The sequence below is a fragment of the Micromonospora sp. 15K316 genome (genome assembly GCF_004348525.1).
Taxonomy (GTDB): domain Bacteria; phylum Actinomycetota; class Actinomycetes; order Mycobacteriales; family Micromonosporaceae; genus Micromonospora.
The window spans coordinates 1-19,776 of the sequence record NZ_SMKG01000068.1 but is presented as its reverse complement, the minus strand read 5'-3'; the positions used below and the strand labels follow the sequence as shown (position 1 = coordinate 19,776).

The 19,776-nt window shown below is 72.1% G+C and carries 18 protein-coding genes; 7 read left to right on the top strand and 11 right to left on the bottom strand.

The annotated features are described in order from the left end of the window. The first annotated feature begins 108 nt into the window (after window positions 1-108). A complete protein-coding gene (locus E1211_RS15595; RefSeq protein ID WP_132349684.1) occupies window positions 109-1,056 on the top strand; it encodes a heme A synthase in 948 nt (315 codons plus the stop codon). Between the two features lie 127 nt (window positions 1,057-1,183). Here the strand turns inward: E1211_RS15595 and E1211_RS15590 are convergent, their stop codons facing one another. The 3 genes from E1211_RS15590 to E1211_RS15580 form a co-directional block, all read right to left on the bottom strand. Next, window positions 1,184-2,104: a RimK family alpha-L-glutamate ligase gene (locus E1211_RS15590; RefSeq protein ID WP_132349663.1), complete on the bottom strand. Its 921-nt coding sequence runs from the start codon at window positions 2,102-2,104 to the stop codon at window positions 1,184-1,186. Between the two features lie 7 nt (window positions 2,105-2,111). Next, the gene (locus tag E1211_RS15585) at window positions 2,112-2,441 is read right to left on the bottom strand and encodes a hypothetical protein (RefSeq protein ID WP_132349661.1); all 330 of its coding nucleotides are present in this window, start codon (window positions 2,439-2,441) and stop codon (window positions 2,112-2,114) included. A 287-nt stretch (window positions 2,442-2,728) separates the two neighbouring features. After that, a complete protein-coding gene (locus E1211_RS15580) occupies window positions 2,729-3,688 on the bottom strand; it encodes a heme o synthase (protein WP_132349659.1) in 960 nt (319 codons plus the stop codon). Between the two features lie 243 nt (window positions 3,689-3,931). On the opposite strand from E1211_RS15580, the gene tkt reads away from it, so the two are divergent. From tkt to pgl, 6 genes are all read left to right on the top strand, one after another. Further along, complete coding sequence (gene tkt / locus E1211_RS15575) at window positions 3,932-6,088, top strand: transketolase (RefSeq protein ID WP_371686161.1); 2,157 nt, start codon at window positions 3,932-3,934, stop codon at window positions 6,086-6,088. Window positions 6,089-6,105: 17 nt separating this feature from the next. After that, entirely contained in the window at window positions 6,106-7,284 is a 1,179-nt protein-coding gene (gene tal, locus E1211_RS15570; protein WP_132349656.1) for a transaldolase, read from the top strand. 73 nt (window positions 7,285-7,357) lie between these two features. After that, window positions 7,358-9,007 carry a glucose-6-phosphate isomerase gene (locus E1211_RS15565; protein WP_132349654.1) on the top strand — a complete coding sequence of 550 codons (1,650 nt, stop codon included), beginning with the start codon at window positions 7,358-7,360 and terminating at the stop codon, window positions 9,005-9,007. A gap of 2 nt (window positions 9,008-9,009) precedes the next feature. Next, window positions 9,010-10,560 carry a glucose-6-phosphate dehydrogenase gene (gene zwf, locus E1211_RS15560; RefSeq protein WP_132349652.1) on the top strand — a complete coding sequence of 517 codons (1,551 nt, stop codon included), beginning with the start codon at window positions 9,010-9,012 and terminating at the stop codon, window positions 10,558-10,560. An 88-nt stretch (window positions 10,561-10,648) separates the two neighbouring features. Then, complete coding sequence (locus E1211_RS15555) at window positions 10,649-11,662, top strand: glucose-6-phosphate dehydrogenase assembly protein OpcA (RefSeq protein WP_132349650.1); 1,014 nt, start codon at window positions 10,649-10,651, stop codon at window positions 11,660-11,662. Between the two features lie 71 nt (window positions 11,663-11,733). Then, a complete protein-coding gene (gene pgl / locus E1211_RS15550) occupies window positions 11,734-12,504 on the top strand; it encodes a 6-phosphogluconolactonase (protein ID WP_132349648.1) in 771 nt (256 codons plus the stop codon). 84 nt (window positions 12,505-12,588) lie between these two features. On the opposite strand, the gene E1211_RS15545 is transcribed toward pgl, so the two are convergent. From E1211_RS15545 to rapZ, 8 genes are all read right to left on the bottom strand, one after another. Further along, a complete protein-coding gene (locus tag E1211_RS15545; RefSeq protein ID WP_132349646.1) occupies window positions 12,589-12,930 on the bottom strand; it encodes an RNA polymerase-binding protein RbpA in 342 nt (113 codons plus the stop codon). A 132-nt stretch (window positions 12,931-13,062) separates the two neighbouring features. Beyond that, window positions 13,063-13,323 (bottom strand): preprotein translocase subunit SecG, encoded by a 261-nt coding sequence (gene secG, locus E1211_RS15540; RefSeq protein ID WP_076468253.1) that lies wholly within the window; start codon window positions 13,321-13,323, stop codon window positions 13,063-13,065. 98 nt (window positions 13,324-13,421) lie between these two features. Continuing rightward, window positions 13,422-14,213, bottom strand: coding sequence for a triose-phosphate isomerase (tpiA, locus tag E1211_RS15535; RefSeq protein WP_132349644.1), 792 nt, complete (start codon window positions 14,211-14,213; stop codon window positions 13,422-13,424). Next, window positions 14,213-15,412, bottom strand: coding sequence for a phosphoglycerate kinase (pgk, locus tag E1211_RS15530; RefSeq protein WP_132349642.1), 1,200 nt, complete (start codon window positions 15,410-15,412; stop codon window positions 14,213-14,215). Before pgk ends, tpiA begins: the two co-directional genes overlap by 1 nt. Continuing rightward, entirely contained in the window at window positions 15,409-16,413 is a 1,005-nt protein-coding gene (gene gap / locus E1211_RS15525) for a type I glyceraldehyde-3-phosphate dehydrogenase (RefSeq protein ID WP_132349640.1), read from the bottom strand. Before gap ends, pgk begins: the two co-directional genes overlap by 4 nt. Window positions 16,414-16,737: 324 nt before the next feature. After that, the gene (gene whiA / locus E1211_RS15520) at window positions 16,738-17,718 is read right to left on the bottom strand and encodes a DNA-binding protein WhiA (RefSeq protein WP_067304387.1); all 981 of its coding nucleotides are present in this window, start codon (window positions 17,716-17,718) and stop codon (window positions 16,738-16,740) included. Between the two features lie 54 nt (window positions 17,719-17,772). Beyond that, window positions 17,773-18,744 carry a uridine diphosphate-N-acetylglucosamine-binding protein YvcK gene (yvcK, locus tag E1211_RS15515; protein ID WP_132349638.1) on the bottom strand — a complete coding sequence of 324 codons (972 nt, stop codon included), beginning with the start codon at window positions 18,742-18,744 and terminating at the stop codon, window positions 17,773-17,775. Next, entirely contained in the window at window positions 18,741-19,586 is an 846-nt protein-coding gene (gene rapZ / locus E1211_RS15510; protein WP_132349682.1) for an RNase adapter RapZ, read from the bottom strand. Before rapZ ends, yvcK begins: the two co-directional genes overlap by 4 nt. Between the last annotated feature and the right edge of the window lie 190 nt (window positions 19,587-19,776).

Sequence of the window (19,776 nt, the reverse complement as noted above, 5' to 3'; positions counted from 1 at the left end):
CCCGGTGATTCCAACCACCGTGGTACCGGAGTCGAACGAACCTCGATCACTACGTTGCGTAGGATTCGGGCCGTGAAGCGAAACGTCCGGTTCCCGGTCCCCGCCGCGCTGCACCGCCCGCTCGACCGGTTCCCGGTCTCGGCGGCACTGCTGCGTCGGCTCGCGTTCGCCTCGATCATCGCGAACGTCGGGATCGTGGTCACCGGCGGGGCGGTGCGACTGACCGCCTCCGGGCTCGGCTGCCCCACCTGGCCGCGCTGCACCGACGGCTCGTACGTCCCCACGGACGAGATGGGCGTGCACGGCGTGATCGAGTTCGGCAACCGGACGCTCACGTTCGCCGTCGGCATCATCGCCTTCGCCACCGTGCTGGCGGCGCTGGCCCACCGGCCGCGCCGGCGCGGCGTGCTGCCGCTCTCCGTCGCGGTCTTCTTCGGCATCCCGGCCCAGGCGGTGGTCGGTGGGATCACCGTGCTGACCAACCTGAACCCGTGGGTGGTCGGCCTGCACTTCCTCGCCTCCATGGCGGTGATCGCCGCCGCGTACGCCCTCTGGCGCCGCACCGCCGACCCGGACGGGCCGGTGGTCACCGTGGTGCCCGCGCCGCTGCGGGCGCTCGCCCGGCTCACCACTGTCGTGGGCGTCGCGGTGCTGGTGATCGGCACCTGGGTGACCGGCAGCGGCCCGCACGCCGGCGACCAGGGCGCGGCCCGCAACGGGCTGGACCCGGAGTCGATCTCGCAGGTGCACGCCGACAGCGTGTTCCTGCTGCTCGGCCTCTCGGTGGCGCTGGTCTTCGCGTTCCGCGCGGTCGGTGCGGCGCCGGCGGCACGGGCCGCGCTCTGGCTGGTCGGGGTCGAGCTCGGGCAGGGCCTGATCGGCTTCGTGCAGTACTTCACCCATCTGCCCGCCGTCCTCGTCGGCGCGCACATGTTCGGCTCCTGCCTGGTCCTGCTGGCCACGCTGCACGTGCAGTGGTCGACCCGGGAACGCCGGCCCGCGCCCACCGCCCCGACGCCCGCTCCGGCGGCCGAGCCGGTGACCGTCGCCGCCTGACCCGTCGCCGTACCGGCCGGAGCCCGGCCCGGCGTCGTCGACCGGGCGGGCGGGGGCGATGCGCCCACGCCCGTGCCTCCTCTGCGGTGCCACCACTGCATGATTGCCGAAATGGCGGACCGCGGGATCAGGTTTCGCGGGTCAGCCGGGTGAGGATCGCCTCGGCGAGGCGGTCGGCGGCGCCGGCGGCGTGGGCCAGGAAGAGCGAGGGCTCGGTGAGCTCCAGCTCGACCAGGATCGACTGCCCGTCCGGGCCGGGGATCAGATCGACCCGGGCGTAGAGCAGCCGGTCCGGTCCGCCGGGCACCGTCGCGAGGGTCTTCCTGGCCACCGCGAGCTGCTCCAGGGTGCCCGTGCGAGCGGTGATCTCCTCCGGCCGGTAGAGCCCGTCCACCCCGAAGTCGGGTCCGGTCAGCATCGGCCCCTTGCGGATGGCGTGGCTGAACTCGAGCCCCTGCTCGCCGGCCAGGAAGAGCAGCGCGGTCTCACCGGCGGTGTCGACCGCGGCGAGGTACGGCTGGACCATGGTCACCCGACCGGCGGCCGAGAGCCGGCGCACGTGCGCCACGGCGAGCTCGCGGTGCTCCGGGTCGGCCAGGTCGTACCGGCCGGTGTCCTGACTGCCCGCACTGACCGCGGGCTTGATCACGTACTCGCCCGAGTCGGCAGACGGCTCCCAGGACTCGCCCGGGCCGACCCACGCCGTCGGGACCGTCGGGACCCCGGCCGCCGACAGCTCGTCGAGGTAGCGCTTGTCGGTGTTCCAGCGCACCACGTCGGCCGGGTTCGCCAGGTTCGGTACGCGCTGCGCCCAGGCCACGAACTCGTCCCGGCGCGGCGCGTAGTCCCAGGGCGAGCGGAGCACCGCCAGGTCGTACGCCGTCCACTCGACGGCCGGGTCGTCCCAGACCACGGGCTCGGCGGTGACCCCCCGGGCGGCCAACGGGCCGAGCACGAGCCGGTCGTCCGGATCCAGATCGGCGAGTTCGCCACAGGTTACGAGAGCGACCCGGGGTTTCCCCCGGGCCGGCTGGTGGTGGTTGGTCAACTCGTGCTCAACGGGCCATCGTGCGTCGGGCCATCGACCGCCAGAGGTCGTTGCTCGGCCGCATCTGGTCCATCAACTCCCGCTCCCAGGCGTTCTCGACGGTGACTCCCGCCTCGGCGCACGCCTCGCGCGCGGTGACCGTGTCGGTCGCCATCTGGTCGCCCCATTCGCCGTCCTCGCCGACGAGGACGATCCGCGCGCCGCGCTTGCCGACGTACTCGATGACCGCCTTCGCGCCGCCGTGTCCGGCGGCGAACGACTTGATCCCGGCTACCAGGCCGTTCGGGGCCTGATCGCTGTGGTCAGCCGTCAGCGTCGTATCGGAACCATCTGCCATGACGCGAAGCCTATGCAGGTTGCCACCGGTACAGGCGAGAACCGTGAACCTTTTGTGATGCCTGTTACCCGGACGTTTAAGGAACACCACAGGTGCTTTGCCCTGATTTTTCAGGACTTTCTGGGCCATAGCGCCGGGGCAAAGCATCCGGGATCGGGCTCAGGTTGAGCCTGTCCGACTCATGCTGACAGAGGGCGTGATGTGCCGCCAAACACGGACAACTCATCCATGAAGATGATTTTGCGGTGCATTCCCGCCACTCGCCGGCCCGCAGGGCCGACCGGCCGTCAGAGCAGCGCGTCCAGCGCGACAGCGGCGAAGACGATGGTCAGGTACGTCGTCGACCAGTGGAAGAGCCGCATCGGCTTGACCGCCTGGCCGCTCGCCGCCCGCCGGGCCAGCTTGTGCGCCTCGACCACGAGGACGCCGCCCACCACCAGCGTCGGCAGGCCGTAGACGAGGCTCATGCCGAGCGGCCAGACCGCCAGCGACGTCAACACGGTCAGCCAGGTAAAGATCAGGATCTCGGCGTTCACCCGGCGGGTGGAGGCCACCACCGGCAGCATCGGGATCCCGGCACGGGCGTAGTCGTCCTTGTACTTCATCGCCAGCGGGTAGAAGTGCGGCATCTGCCAGAAGAAGACGACCCCGAAGAGCGCCCAGGCGGCCGGGGCGAGCGAACCGGTGACCGCGGCCCAGCCGATCAGCACCGGAGCCGCCCCGCACGCGCCACCCCAGAAGGTGTTCGCCGCCGTGGTGCGCTTGAGCCAGAGCGTGTAGATCAGGTCGTAGTACACGATCGCGGCCAGGGTGAGCCCGGCGGCGAGCAGGTTGGTGAAGACGGCCATCAGCGCGACGGAGACCACGGCGAGCGTGAGGCCGAAGATGAGAGCGCTGCGCGGCGAGACCGTGTGCGCGGGCAGCGGCCGCCGCTTCGTCCGCCGCATCACCTGGTCGATGTCCCGGTCGATGTAACAGTTGATCACGCTGGCCGCGCCGGCGGCGAGCGATCCGCCGACCAGCACCACGGCGACGAGCCAGAGCGACGGCAACCCGTCGGCGGCGAGCATCATCGCCGGCACCGTGGTCACGAGCAGCAGTTCGACGATCCGCGGCTTGGTCAGCGCCACGTACGCCCGGACGACCGCCCGGACGTCCCGCCGCGGCGCCACCGAGCCCTCCACCACCGTCCGCACGGGCGGCTGCCCGGCGGAGTCGCTGACGGGGCGCTCGGTGATCATGCTCACGGATTGCCACCTTCCGGCGTCGGAGCGGGAGATTCGGATCGGCCGGACCCGATTCGGGCCCCACACCGCCCCACACACTACGCGCTGTCGTTTTGGCTGCCCGGCCGACCCGGCAACGGTGCGGGCCGTCACACGTTCCGACCTACCACGAATCCCCCCTGCGGAGTACCAAGGACCATGTAGTGATCCCCGGGCGGACGTTTAGGACGACTCGATAGGGTCACCAATGAGGGTTCCGCCCATCTGCCGAGGAGCACAACCAACGTGGCTGCCAACCAATCCGAGACCGAACTCAACTGGTCCGACCTCGACCGCCGGGCCGTCGACACCGTACGTGTGTTGGCCATGGACGCCGTGGAGAAATCCGGCAACGGCCACCCCGGCACCGCGATGAGCCTCGCGCCCGCGGCGTACCTCCTCTTCAACCGGGTGATGCGGCACAACCCGGCCGACCCGACGTGGCCCGGGCGCGACCGGTTCGTGCTCTCCGCCGGGCACTCGAGTCTGACGCTCTACATCCAGCTCTTCCTCTCCGGCTACCCGCTGAACCTCGAGGACCTGAAGTCGCTGCGCCAGTGGGGCTCGCTCACCCCGGGTCACCCGGAGCACGGGCACACCCCCGGCGTGGAGACCACCACCGGCCCGCTCGGCCAGGGCCTGGGCAACGCGGTCGGCATGGCGATGGCCGCCCGGCGCGAGCGCGGCCTCTTCGACCCGGAGACCGAGGCGGGCAGCTCCCCCTTCGACCACCACATCTGGTGCATCGCCTCCGACGGCGACATCGAGGAGGGCATCAGCCACGAGGTCAGCTCCCTCGCCGGCCACCAGCAGCTCGGCAACCTCGTCGTCATCTACGACGACAACGAGATCTCCATCGAGGACGACACCCGGATCGCCAAGAGCGAGGACGTGGCGGCGCGCTACGAGGCGTACGGCTGGCACGTGCAGACCGTCGACTGGCGCCGCGGCGACGCCGACCAGGGCGACTACCACGAGGACGTCGAGGCGCTGCACCGGGCGCTGCTCGCCGCCAAGGCGGAGACCGGCCGCCCCTCGATCATCGCGCTGCGCACCATCATCGGCTGGCCCGCGCCGAACAAGCAGAACACCGGCAAGATCCACGGCTCGGCGCTCGGCGCCGACGAGGTGGCTGCCACCAAGAAGATCCTCGGCTTCGACCCGGCGCAGACCTTCGCCGTCGACGAGGAGGTGCTCGCGCACGCCCGCCAGGCGCTGACCCGCGGCGAGCAGGCCCAGCAGCAGTGGGCAACCACCTTCGGGAGCTGGGCGAAGGCCAACCCGGAGGGCAAGGCGCTCTACGACCGGCTGGCCGGCCGGGTCCTGCCGGCGGGCTGGACGGACGCGCTGCCGGAGTTCCCCGCCGACGCCAAGGGCATCGCGACCCGGGCCGCCTCCGCCAAGGTGCTGGACGCGCTCGCTCCGGTCCTGCCCGAGCTCTGGGGCGGCTCGGCCGACCTGGCCGAGAGCAACAACACCACCATGAAGGGCGAGCCGTCGTTCATCCCGGCCTCGCACGCCACGAAGGCGTTCCCGGGTCACGAGTACGGCCGCACGCTGCACTTCGGCATCCGTGAGCACGCCATGGGCGCGATCCTCAACGGCATCACCCTGCACGGCGGCACCCGGCCCTACGGCGGCACCTTCCTGGTCTTCAGCGACTACATGCGCCCCTCGGTACGGCTCGCCGCGCTGATGAAGCTGCCGGTGATCTACGTCTGGACGCACGACTCGATCGGCCTCGGCGAGGACGGACCGACCCACCAGCCGGTGGAGCACCTCTCCGCGCTGCGGGCCATCCCCGGCCTGGACGTGGTCCGCCCCGCGGACGCCAACGAGACCGCGTGGGCGTGGCGGACGGCCCTGGAGCACACCGACCGGCCGACCGCGCTCGCGCTGAGCCGGCAGGCGCTGCCGACGCTGGACCGCGGCACGCTCGCCGGCGCCGAGGGCGTGGCCCGCGGCGGGTACGTGCTGGCCGAGGCGTCCAACGCCCAGCCGCAGGTGATCATCGTCGGCACCGGCTCCGAGGTGCAGCTCTGCCTCACCGCCCGGGAGCGGCTGGAGGCCGACGGCACCCCGACCCGGGTCGTCTCGATGCCCTGCCAGGAGTGGTTCGACGAGCAGGACGAGGCCTACCGGGAGTCGGTCCTGCCGCGCGGGGTAAAGGCACGGGTGAGCGTGGAGGCGGGCATCGCGATGTCCTGGCGTCACATCGTCGGCGACTGCGGCGAGAGCGTGAGCCTGGAGCACTACGGTGCCAGCGCGCCGCACACGGTGCTTTTCGAGCAGTTCGGGTTCACCCCCGACCGGATCGTGGCCGCCGCGCGTGCGGCGCTGACCCGGGTGGGCGACATCACCGGTTACACGACCGGCAACTGAAGGGGAGCGTGGACGAAATGACGGACAGACTGGGCGAGCTCAGCTCCGCCGGCGTGGCGATCTGGCTCGACGATCTCTCCCGGACTCGGCTGACCTCCGGCGGACTGGACCAGCTGCGCCGGGAGAAGCACGTGGCCGGGGTCACCACGAACCCGACGATCTTCGCGAAGGCGTTGAGCGACGCCAACGAGTACAACTGGCAGTTGCGGGATCTCGCCGCCCGGGGTGTGGAGGTCGAGGAGGCCGTCCGCATGCTCACCACGTACGACGTGCGGTGGGCCTGCGACGTGATGCGCCCCTCGTACGACAAGAGCGACGGCGTCGACGGCCGGGTCTCCATCGAGGTCGACCCGCGGCTGGCGCACGACAGCGAGAAGACGGTCGCCGAGGCGAAGGCCCTCTGGTGGCTGATCGACCGGCCGAACCTCTTCATCAAGATCCCGGCCACCGAGGCCGGCCTGCCGGCGATCACCGCGACGCTGGCCGAGGGCATCAGCGTGAACGTCACGCTGATCTTCGGGCTGGACCGCTACTCGCAGGTCATGGAGGCCTTCCTCGCCGGCCTGGAGCAGGCGAAGGCGAACGGGCACGACCTGTCCAAGATCGGGTCGGTGGCCTCGTTCTTCGTCTCCCGGGTCGACACCGAGGTGGACAAGCGACTCGAGAAGATCGGCTCGGAGAGCGCGAAGGCGCTGCGCGGCAAGGCCGCCGTCGCCAACGCCCAACTGGCGTACGAGCGCTACGGCGAGGTCTTCTCCTCCGACCGGTGGCAGGCGCTGGCCGACGCCGGGGCGCGCCCGCAGCGGCCGCTCTGGGCCTCCACCTCGACCAAGAACCCGGACTACCGGGACGTCATCTACGTCGAGCAGCTGATCGCCCCCGGCACCGTCAACACCATGCCGGAGTCGGTGATCAAGGCGTACGCCGACCACGGCGAGACCAAGGCCGACACCATCACCGGCGAGTACGACACGGCCCGCAAGGCCTTCTCCGACCTCGAGGCGGCCGGCGTGAACATGGCCGAGGTGATCGACGTGCTGGAGCGCGAGGGCGTCGAGAAGTTCGAGGCGAGCTGGCTGGAGCTGCTCGACGGCGTACGCAAGTCGCTGGAGTCGGCGGCGCAGGGCGGGGGCGCCCCGGGCCGGGCGGCGCAGGGCAACGCCAAGGCGGCCGCGCAGGCAGGAGGCAACGCGTGAGCCAGCGCAGCGAGCGAACCATGTTCAGCGCGGGGATACCTCAGGCCGGCACCGAGCGCAGCGAGGTGACGGCATGAGCGACCTGTTGGCCACCCCGGCCGAGTCGGCCGCAGGACTGACCGTGCACGGGGCGGAGGCGGTCGACAAGGCCGCCCCGGCCTCGGCCCGCGACGCGCTGGTCAACGCCGATGTCCCGGCCAAGCTGGCCGCGAAGGACCCGACCCTCTGGGGCCCGGACGCCGAGGCCGAGGCGAAGATCCGCCTCGGTTGGGTGGACACCCACCTGCGCGGCCGGGAACTGCTGCCTCAGCTCGCCGAGCTGAAGGCGGAGCTGGCCGACCTCGACCACGTGGTGCTCGCCGGCATGGGCGGCTCGTCGCTGGCCCCCGAGGTGATCACCCGTACGCTCGGCCGGCCGCTGACCGTGCTGGACACCACCGACCCCGGTCAGGTACGCGCGGCCCTCGGTGACCGGCTCGACCGCACCGTCGTCGTGGTGGCCAGCAAGTCCGGCTCGACCGTGGAGACCGACAGCCACCGCCGGGCGTACCTGCAGGCGTTCCTGGACTCCGGAATGACCGAGGCGGAGGCCGGACGGCACTTCGTCATCGTCACCGACCCGGGTTCCCCGCTGGAGGAGATCGCCGCCGGGATGGGCGCCTTCACCGTGCTCGCCGACCCCAACGTCGGCGGGCGCTACTCGGCGCTCACCGCGTTCGGGCTGGTCCCGTCGGCGCTGGCCGGCGTGGAGGTGGCCGAACTGCTCGACCAGGCCGACGCGCTGGCCGCCACGCTCACCGGTGACAAGGACAATCCCGCCCTGGCACTGGGCGCCGCGCTCGGCGCCGCCGCCACCGACGGCCGGGACAAGGTCGCGCTGGTCTCCGACGGCACCGGCATCGACGGGCTCGGCGACTGGGCCGAGCAGCTGATCGCCGAGTCCACCGGCAAGTCCGGGGTCGGCATCCTGCCGGTCGTGGTGGAGTCCCCGCAGAGCGCCGGCGCCAAGGGCCCGGACGTGCTCTCCGTGAGCTACGGCGGCGCGCTGGCCGCGGGCGAGGTGCCCGGCGGCGGGGGCGACCCGGACGTGGCCGTCAACGGTCCGCTCGGCGCGCAGTTCCTCGCCTGGGAGTACGCCACCGCGGTGGCCGGCGTCGTGCTCGGCATCGACCCGTTCAACCAGCCGAACGTCACCGAGTCCAAGGAGAACACCAACAAGATCCTGGCCGAGGGGTTGCCGGCGGAGACGCCGTCGTTCACCGAGGGCGCGATCGAGGTGTACGCCCCGGCCGGCGCACCGGGCGACCTGGCCGGCGTGCTGCGCTGGCTCCTCGACGGGCTGGGCGACGACGGATACCTCGCGGCGATGGCGTACCTCGACCGGTTCGCCGACGCCGACGCGGCCCGGCTGCGCCCGCTGCTGGCCGAAGCCTCCGGGCGACCGGTCACCTTCGGCTGGGGTCCGCGCTTCCTGCACTCCACCGGCCAGTACCACAAGGGCGGCCCGCAGGTCGGCAGCTACCTCCAGCTGACCGGCGCGGTCGACGAGGACCTGCCGGTACCGGGCAAGCCGTACACCTTCGGCGAGCTGCAGGCGGCCCAGGCCGCCGGGGACCGGCAGGCGCTCGCCGGGCGGAACCGTCCGGTGCTCCGCCTGCACCTGACCGACCGGTCCGCGGGTGTGGCCCAGCTGCTCGATGCGGCCCGGGGATTGCGGGCGTGAGGATGGACGACGTGGAAGAGTCGGAGCGGAGGAGCGCCGGAAACCCGCTGCGCGATCCGCAGGACCGCCGGCTGCCGCGGATTCCCGAGCCGTGCGCGCTGGTGATCTTCGGGGTCACCGGCGACCTGGCCCGGAAGAAACTGCTGCCGGCGGTCTACGACCTCGCCAACCGGGGGCTGCTGCCCCCGGGTTTCATGGTGCTCGGCTTCGCCCGCCGCGACTGGGGTGACGGCGACTTCGAGACCCTGGCCTGCGAGGCGGCCCGCAAGCACGCCCGCACGCCCTGGCGCGACGAGGTCTGGGCGCGACTCGCCGGCAACATCAAGTTCGTGGGTGGGTCGTTCGACGACGACGAGGCCTTCGACCAGCTCGCCAGCACGCTCGACGAGCTGCGGGAGACGCACGGCATCCCCGGCAACGCGGCGTTCTACTTCAGCATCCCCCCGGCGGCCTTCCCGGTGGTGCTCAAGCAGCTCGCCCGCACCGGCATGGCCGACAACGCCAAGTCCGGCGGTTGGCGGCGGGTCGTCGTGGAGAAGCCGTTCGGGCACGACCTGCCGTCGGCGAAGGCGCTCAACGACCTGGTGGACGACGTCTTCACCAGCAAGGACGTCTTCCGGATCGACCACTACCTCGGCAAGGAGACGGTCCAGAACATCCTGGCCCTACGCTTCGCCAACAATCTCTTCGAGCCACTCTGGAACTCCAAGTACGTCGACTCGGTGCAGATCACCATGGCCGAGGACGTGGGCATCGGCAGCCGGGCCGGCTTCTACGACTCGGCCGGCGCGGCCCGCGACGTGTTCCAGAACCACCTCCTCCAGCTGCTCGCCCTGGTGGCGATGGAGGAGCCGACCAGCTTCCACCCGGACGAGATCCGCACCGAGAAGCTGAAGGTGCTCAAGGCGATCACCCTGCCGAAGGACGTCACCGAGGGCACCGTCCGCGGCCAGTACCTGCCCGGCTGGGTGGCCGGCGAACGGGCCGTCGGCTACCTGGAGGAGGAGGGCGTCCCACAGGACTCCACCACCGAGACGTACGTGGCGGTCCGGCTGGGCATCCAGAACCGGCGCTGGGCGGAGGTGCCCTTCTACATCCGGGCCGGCAAGCGACTGCCCCGACGGGTCACCGAGGTGGCCATCATGTTCAAGAAGGCGCCGCACCTGCCGTTCAACCCGACCGACGTCGAGTCGCTCGGCAACAACCAGCTCGTCATCCGGGTCCAGCCCGACGAGGGCGTGGTGCTGAAGTTCGGCTCGAAGGTGCCCGGCACCGCCATGGAGGTCCGCGACATCGCGATGGACTTCCAGTACGGCGAGGCGTTCACCGAGTCCAGCCCGGAGGCGTACGAGCGGCTGGTGCTGGACGTCCTCATCGGCGACCGGACGCTCTTCCCGGACGCCGCCGAGGTCGAGCAGAGCTGGCAGGTCGTCGACCCGCTGGAGCGGGCCTGGGCGGGCAGCAAGCCGGAGCCGTACCGCGCCGGCGAGTGGGGCCCCCGGGCCGCCGACGAGATGGTGGCCCGCGAGGGCCGCACCTGGCGGCGGGCGTGACCGACGTGAGCGGACGGACCATTCGGCACAGCGGCGGGGCGCTCGCGCCGTCGCTCGACGGCGCGAGCCGGCGGAGCGGGAGGCTTCAGTGATCGGCCTGTGGGACACCACCGGCAACGAGGTGGTCAAGGCGCTCGCCGCCGAACGGCGCAGCGCGGGCGGCGTGGCCAGCGGGATGGCGCTCACGCTCATCGTCGTGGTGGACGAGAAACGGGTTCGTGAGGCGGAGGCGGCGGCCACCATCGCCGCCGCCGCCCACCCCTGCCGGCTGCTGGTGGTGGTCCGCTCCGAGATCGAGCGGGACCGCAGCCGGCTCGACGCGGAGATCGTCGTGGGCGGCCGGCTCGGCCCCTGCGAGGCCGTGGTCATGCGGATGTACGGCCGGCTCGCGCTGCACGCCGAGTCGGTGGTCATGCCGCTGCTCGTGCCGGACGTGCCCGTGGTGACCTGGTGGCACGGCGAGCCGCCGGAGGAGATCGCCACCGACTTCCTCGGGGTGGTGGCCGACCGGCGGATCACCGACACGGCGCAGGCCATGGATCCGATCGCGGCGCTGCGCAAGCGGGCCCTCGACTACGCCCCCGGCGACACCGACCTGGCCTGGACCCGCATCACGCCGTGGCGCACGCTCGTCGCGGGGGTCTTCGACACGACCGAGGCGAGGATCACCGAGGCGACCCTGGTGGCTCCGCGGCACGACCCGACCGCGGCGCTGATGTGCGGCTGGCTGGGGAGCCGGCTCGGCATCAGCCCCCGCCTGGAGTCCACCGACGAGTTCCCCCGGTTGCGGGAGGTGCGGCTGCACTGCGCCAACGGCGACCAGCTCACGTTGACCCGGGAGGACAGCCTCGCCACCTTCCGGCGTACCGGTCAGGAGGACCGGCAGCTTCCGCTGGTCCGCCGGCCGCTCGGTGACGAGCTGGCCGAGGAGCTGCGCCGGCTCGACGCCGACCAGGTCTACGCGGAGGCGCTCGGCACCATCGCCGGCGTCACCGGGCTGGAGCAACGCCCCGGTACCCGGGTGCACGTGTGGAAGGATCCGGCCACCGCCCAGCGGGCGGAGGCGGGCGTCACCGCACACACCGGCACCAGCCAGAGCTGACGTGACCGTACCCACCCGGGTAACGACGTACCGACCGCCGGACGGCCGGCTCGAAACGAAAAAGGCACAAGATGAGTGAGGCGAGTGTCGCCGTCCACGCGGACGCCGAGTTGCTGGCGCAGGCGGTGGCGGCACGCTTCGTGGTGAAGCTGCTCGACGCGCAGGCCGAACGGGGCCAGGCGGCCGTGGTGCTGACCGGCGGCCGGATCGCCGCGGCCGTGTACCGGGCCGTGGCGACCCTGCCGGCGCGGGACGCGGTCGACTGGTCGCGGGTCGACGTCTGGTGGGGCGACGAACGGTTCCTGCCCGCCGGTGATCCGGAACGCAACGAGACCCAGGCCCGGGCGGCGCTGCTCGACGCGGTGCCGCTGGACCCGGCCCGGGTGCACCCGATGCCGGCGTCCGACGGCCCGGCCGGGCCCGACCCGGAGGAGGCCGCCGCCCGGTACGCCGCCGAGCTGGCCGCGGCCGCCCGGCCCGGCACCGCCGAGCTGCCCCACTTCGACGTGCTGATGCTCGGCGTCGGCGAGGACGGGCACGTCGCCTCGGTCTTCCCGGAGCACCCGGTGCACTACGAGAGCCGGCCGGTCAGCGCGGTGCGGGGCAGCCCCAAGCCGCCGCCGTTGCGCACCACGCTCACCCTGCCGACGATCAACACCGCCGAGGAGGTCTGGCTGGTGGCCAGCGGCGCCGACAAGGCGCGGGCCGTCGGCATGGCCCTGGCCGGCGCCGGGCCGGTGCAGCTGCCCGCGGCCGGCGTACGCGGCGTCAGCCGTACCCTCTGGCTGCTGGACCGCGCCGCCGCGGCCGACGTGCCGGCGCGCCTGCGCAGCCTGCGCTGACACCGGCTCCCCCGCACGCCTCATGCACGGAACGAGTGGCCGTTCGGCCGCTCGTTCCGTGTTTCCGGGCGAGAGGGGCGGCGGTCACCTGCCGCGGCGGCGGTGCAGGGCGGCCAGGGCCTCGGCGAGGATCGCGGCGCCCTCCTCGTCGGTCCGCCGCTCCTTCACGTACGCCAGATGCGTCTTGTAGGGCTCGGCGCGCTGCCGCCCGGGCGGGTTCTCCGCGTCCCGGCCGGCCGGTTGGCCGCAGCGCCGACAGTCCCACTGTGGCGGCGCGACGGCGTCCGCGGCGATCAGGATCTCCATCCAGTGACCGTTGCGGCACCAGTAGACGACCGCGCGGCGGGGGGCCGGCGCGTAACGCTCGGGCGGGCGCTCGGGGGCGGATCCGATCCGGGAACCCCGGATCACGTTTCCATGTGGCACGGCTGCTCGCTCCTGTCGTCGGAGGGGTACCGCCGCGAGGGGGCACGGCGGGCGACGCGGTGCAGCAAAAAATTCGCGCGCGGCCCGTCGGGTGACGGACCGCGCGCAGATTGTACGACTCGAGCCGGCCGATCAGGCCCCGCTGCTCATCTGCAGGCGGAGCCAGAGGCCGAGCCCGACGATGCAGGCGAACCAGACGATGCCCACCAGGACGGTGTAGCGGTCGAGGTTCTTCTCCGCCACGGAGGAACCGGCGAGGCTGGAGCTGACACCCCCGCCGAACATGCTGGAGAGCCCACCGCCCTTACCTCGGTGCAGCAGAATCAGCATGGTGAGCAGGATGCTCGTGATGATCAGCAACACGATCAACGTGTATGCGAACCAGGTCGGCAGCATGGCTGGGGTCAGTCCTCTCGTAGCGATCCTCGCCCGGACAGGTCGGGCACGGTGGCACCGACCGGCGGACGGGCGGAATCAAGGATAGCGAGCGATCAGCGAGCGATGTGCTCCGGGAACCGGCAGATCTGTGCGAATTCCTCGGCGTCCAGGCTCGCCCCGCCCACCAACGCGCCGTCCACGTCCGCCTGGGCCATGGTCGCGGCGACGTTCGACGCCTTGACCGAGCCGCCGTAGAGGATCCGGACCTGCTGCGCGGTCTCCCCGCCATACATCTCGACCAGCCGCTCGCGGACCGCCCCGCACACCTCCTGAGCGTCCTCCGGCGTCGCGGTCTTGCCGGTGCCGATCGCCCAGACCGGCTCGTACGCCACGACGACCTTGGTGACCTGCTCGGCGCTCACGCCGCTCAGCGCACCCTCGAGCTGGTCGGCGCAGTGCGAGACGTGCCGCCCCGCCTCGCGGACGTCCAGCCCCTCCCCCACGCAGAGGATCGGGGTCAGCCCGTGGGTCAGCGCCGCCTTCACCTTGGCGTTGCAGATGGCGTCGCTCTCGTGGTGGTGGGTCCGCCGCTCGGAGTGCCCGACCACCACGTACGTGCAGCCGAGCTTCGCCAGCATCGGCCCGGAGATGTCACCGGTGTACGCGCCCGAGGCGTGCGGGGACAGATCCTGCGCGCCGTAACCGATGAGCAGCTTGTCGCCCTCCACGGCGGTCTGCACGGTACGCAGATCGGTGAACGGCGGAAGGATCACCACCTCGACGTCGGTGAGCTGCTTCTCGGTGAGGCTCGCCGCCAGCTTCTGCACGAGCAGGTTCGCCTCGAGGTGGTTGAGGTTCATCTTCCAGTTGCCGGCCATCAGCGGCCGGCGGGTGGGGCCCGCCATCAGTTCTCCAGAGCAGCGATGCCGGGGAGGGTCTTGCCCTCCAGGTACTCCAGGGACGCCCCACCGCCGGTGGAGATGTGACCGAACGAGGACTCGTCCAGCCCGAGCGCCCGCACCGCCGCGGCCGAGTCGCCACCGCCGACGACGGTGAACGCCCCGGAACCGGCGATCGCCTCGGCCACGCCCCGGGTGCCGTGCGCGAACGGCGCCATCTCGAACACACCCATCGGGCCGTTCCAGAAGATCGTCCGCGCGCCCTTGAGTGCGGCGGCGAAGCCGGCCACGGTCTCCGGCCCGATGTCCAGGCCCAGCCGGTGGCTCGGGATGCCGTCGGCGCGAACCGTGTCGTGCGTGGCGTCCGGCGCGAACGCGTCGGCGGCCACCACGTCGACCGGGAGCATGATCTTGCCCGGCGCGCGCTCCATGAGGTTGCGGCAGGTCTCGACCATCTCCGCCTCGAGCAGCGAGGTGCCCACCTCGTGCCCCTGCGCCTTGAGGAAGGTGAAGCACATGCCGCCACCGATCAGCAGCCGGTCGACCTTCGGCAGCAGGGCCTCGATCACCGCCAGCTTGTCGGAGACCTTGGAGCCGCCGAGCACCACCACGTACGGCCGCTCCGGCTCGCCGGTGAGCGCGGAGAGGACCTCCACCTCGCGCAACACCAGCCGGCCGGCGTAGTGCGGCAGGCGGGCCGGCACGTCGTAGACGCTCGCGTGCTTGCGGTGCACCGCGCCGAACGCGTCGTCGACGTACGCCTCACCGAACCCGGCGAGCTGGTCGGCGAAGGACGTCCGCTCGGCCTCGTCCTTGCTGGTCTCGCCGGCGTTGAAGCGCAGGTTCTCCAGCAGGGCGACCGCACCGTCGCCGAGCGCCTCGACCGTGGAGCGGGCCGAGTCGCCGACCGTGTCGGTGGCGAAGTGCACCGGGGCGCCGAGCAGCTCACCGAGCCGGTCGGCGACCGCCCGCAGGCTGAACTGCGGGTCCGGCGCGCCCTTCGGCCGGCCCAGGTGCGAGCAGACGGTCACCTTCGCGCCGGCCCCGGTGAGCGCGCTCAGGGTCGGCAGGACGGCGCGGATCCGGCCGTCGTCCGTGATGGCACCGGTCTGCTTGTCGAGCGGGACGTTCAGGTCGGCGCGCACCAGCACGCGCCGACCCGAGACCCCCTCGGCGAGCAGGTCGTCGAGGGTTCGGATGCTCACAGCGAGCTACCGACCAGCTTGACCAGGTCCACCAGACGGTTCGAGTAGCCCCACTCGTTGTCGTACCAGCCGACGACCTTGACCTGGTTGCCGATCACCTTGGTGAGCGGCGCGTCGAAGATGCAGGACGCCGGGTCGGTGACGATGTCCGTGGAGACGATCGGGTCCTCGTTGTAGTTGAGGATGCCCTTGAGCGGGCCCTCCGAGGCGGCCTTGAGCGCGGCGTTGACCTCGTCGACGGTGGTCTCCCGGCCGACCGTGACGGTGAGGTCGGTGACCGAGCCGGTCGGGATCGGCACCCGCAGCGCGTAGCCGTCCAGCTTGCCCTTGAGGTCCGGCAGCACCAGGCCGATCGCCTTGGCGGCGCCGGTCGAGGTCGGCACGATGTTCAGCGCGGCGGCCCGCGCCCGGCGCAGGTCCTTGTGCGGCGCGTCCTGCAGGTTCTGGTCCTGCGTGTACGCGTGGATGGTGGTCATCAGACCCTGCTGGATGCCGAACGTGTCGTGCAGCACCTTCGCCATCGGGGCGAGGCAGTTGGTGGTGCAGGAGGCGTTCGAGATGATCGAGTGCTTCGCCGGGTCGTACTGGTCGTGGTTGACGCCCATGACGACCGTGACGTCCTCGTTCTTCGCCGGCGCGGAGATGATGACCTTCTTGGCCCCGCCGTCGATGTGTGCCTTCGCCTTGGTGGCGTCGGTGAAGAAGCCGGTGGACTCGATGACCACGTCGGCGCCGACCTCGCCCCACGGCAGCTTCGCCGGGTCCTTCTCGGCGTACGCCTTGATGGTCTTGCCGCCCACGGTGATCTCGTCGGCGGTCGCCTTGACCTCCTGGCCGAGGCGGCCCAGGATGCTGTCGTACTTGACAAGGTGGGCGAGCGTCGCGTTGTCGGTCAGGTCGTTCACCGCCACGACCTCGATGTCAGCGCCGGACGCCAGCACTGCCCGGAAGAAGTTGCGGCCGATCCGACCGAAGCCGTTGATGCCAACCCGGATGGTCACAGGTCCCATCTCCTCGCGTTCTGGTCCGCCGGTCGCAGACCGTGTCGCCGGCGGAATGATGTGCGCCGACCGTTGGAGCCGGCCGTTGACAGTTCATCTCGGCCACCCCGCCGCGGTCTGTGAGGACCCGACCGCCCGAGGCGGTACGCGCGGCGCGGAGCACCGGTACCGGCCCCCTTGCCGTACGTTGCGACCCTATCCGAGCGCGTGACAGGGTGCTGCGCCGGGTGGTGACCGACTCGCGTTACCGACCCGCCGCGCAGCCCGGCGGATGGCAGGGCGGGCCTGCCGGCCCGCTCGCCTCCGCTGACCGCCACCGTCCTATCAGACCACGAGCATGTCGGGCGTGACGGCCGCTTCGGTATCCGGGATGCCCAGGTCGCGGGCCCGCTTGTCGGCCAGCGCCAGCAGCCGGCGGATCCGCCCGGCGATGGCGTCCTTCGTCAGCGGCGGATCGGCGAGCGCGCCGAGCTCCTCCAGGGAGGCCTGGCGGTGCTCCAGCCGCAGCTGGCCGGCCGAGGTGAGGTGGTTCGGGGCGTCGTCGGCGAGGATCTCCAGCGCCCGGGTCACCCGCGCCGCGGCGGCCACCGCGGCCCGCGCCGAACGGCGCAGGTTGGCGTCGTCGAAGTTCGCCAGCCGGTTGGCGGTCGCCCGTACCTCGCGGCGCACCCGGCGCTCCTCCCACGCCAGCACGCTGGAGTGCGCGCCGATCCGGGTGAGCAGCGCGGCGATCGCGTCGCCGTCCTTGACCACCACCCGGTCCACCCCGCGCACCTCGCGGTTCTTCGCGGTGATGCCGATCCGGCGGGCGGCACCGACCAGGGCGAGCGCCGACTCCGGACCGGGGCAGGTGATCTCCAGAGCGCTGGAGCGGCCCGGCTCGGTCAACGATCCGTGCGCCATGAACGCCCCCCGCCAGGCGGAGACGGCGCAGCAGACGTTGGCCGCGACCACGTGCGGCGGCAGGCCGCGCACCGGGCGGCCCCGCACGTCGAGCAGGCCGGTCTGCCGGGCCAGCGCCTCGCCGTCCTTCACCACCCGGACGATGAAGTGGCTGCCCTTGCGCAGGCCACCCGAGGCGAGCACGTGGATCTCGCTCGGGTAGCCGTAGACCTCGGCGATCTCCCGCCGCAGCCGGCGCGCCACCGCACCGGTGTCCAGCTCCGCCTCGACCACCACGCGACCGGAGACGATGTGCAGCCCGCCGGCGAAGCGCAGCAGGGCCGCCATCTCCGCCCGCCGACAGCAGGGTTTGGGCACGTCGACCCGACTCAGCTCGTCCTTGACCGCAGCCGTCATCGCCATTGTGCGTCCCCTCACGGACCGGTTCCGGCGTGTCGCCGGAGATTACGTACGTGTCTAACGATCGGCGCCCAGGACAGGCACCAGCGCGGCGCCCAGGGCCGCTGGATCATGGCGGGGAGTGCCGTCGGTGACGGCGACGGGAGCGAGGACCAGCCGGGCACCCAGCGATTCTGCCGCACGTTCGACCGGTTCGGGGTCACCCACCGCCTTGGCGTCGGCCAGCACGTGATCCACCTTCAGCTCCGGCAGGTACCAGCGCAGCGCGGCCAGGTGATCCGCCACGGAAAGGCCGAGCGTCTCCTTCTCCGCGGCCAGGTTGAGGGTGACCAGCCGGCGGGCGGGGCTGGACACGATCGCGTCGGCCAGCCGCGGCACCAGCAGATGCGGCAGCACACTCGTGTACCAACTGCCCGGTCCGAAGATCAGCCAGTCGGCCGCGCCGATCGCCTCGACCGCCTCGGGGCAGGCCTCCGGCTCACCCGGGGTCAGCCGCAGGGCCTCCACCCGCCCGGTCGTGACCGCGACCTGGTGCTGGCCGATGAGCGTCCGCACGTCGTCGGGGTGCTCCGGGTCGGCGCCGCGCACCCGCGCCTCGATGCCCACCGGTTGGCAGGACATCGGCAGGACCCGGCCCACCGAGCCGAGCATCGCGCCGGCGTGCTCCAGCGCCGCCACCGGGTCGCCGAGCAGCTCCATCAGCCCGCACAGCACCAGGTTGCCGACGGCGTGCCCGGCCAGCCCGTCGCCCGGGCCCACTCCGGGCGCCTCGGCGAAGCGGTGCTGGAAGAGCCCCGCGCTGCGCCGGGTCGCCGGGTGGTCGCCGGCCAGCGCGACCAGGGCCTGCCGCAGGTCGCCGGGCGGCAGGCCGCCCCGCTCGGCGCGCAGCCGACCGCTGGAACCGCCGTCGTCGCCGACCGTCACCACGGCCGTGATGTCCAGATCCAGCTCCGGGGCGCACCGGCGCAGCGCCCGCAACGAGGCGGAGAGGCCGTGGCCGCCGCCGAACGCCACCACCCTCGTCGTCATTCCCGCCCCAGGTCACGGTGCTGGGCGTTGGCGGCGAGCCCGGCGCGCCGCAGCCGGTCGGCCAGCTCCTCGGCGATCGCCACGCTGCGGTGCTTACCGCCCGTGCAGCCGACCGCCACGGTCAGGTACCGCTTCCCCTCCCGTTCGAAACCCGGGGTGGTGGCGTTGACCAGGTCGGCGTAGGTGGACACGAACCCGTCCGCCCCCTCCTGGCCCAACACGTACGCGCTGACCGCCTCCTCCTGCCCGGTGTGCTCGCGCAACTCCGGCACCCAGTACGGGTTCGGCAGGAACCGGGCATCCAGCACGAAGTCCGCGTCCGACGGCAGACCGTACTTGAAGCCGAAGGAGAGCACGGTGACCCGCAGCCGGCGCGCGTCCTCGCCGCCGAAGAGCTCCTCAATGCGCCGGCGCAGCTGGTTGACGTTGAGGTGGCTGGTATCGATGATCACGTCCGCCTGCTCGCGGGCCTCCGCCAACAGGCCCCGCTCGACGGCGATGCCGTCGGCCAACCGCCCGTCGCCCTGCAACGGGTGCGAACGGCGGACGCTCTCGAACCGGCGGATCAGCACCTCGTCGTCCGCGTCGACGAAGACCACCCGGGGCGCGAAGCCCCGCTCGCCCAGTTCCCGGATCGCGCCCGCCAGGTCGGTGGAGAACGCGCGAGATCGTACGTCCAGCACCATCGCCGTCCGCCGGGCCGCGCCACCCGCCTTGAACGCGAGCTCGGCCATGTCGAGCATGAGCGCCTGCGGAAGGTTGTCGACCACGTAGTAGCCGACGTTCTCCAGCGCCCGGGCCACCGTGCTGCGTCCGCCACCCGACAGCCCGGTGACCACCACGAGTGTGGTGTCCGGCTCCGCCGGCTGGCCGACGCCTGTCCCCGCCGAGGTGTCGGGCCGTCCCCCGGCCGTACGCGCCTCGCTCACCCACTACCCCCAAGCCACGACGCCGCGGCCACCGCCGGCCGCAAACGGTCAAACAGCGACTCTATCCCGCCGATTCCGCACCACCCCGGCACCGCCCCCGCGC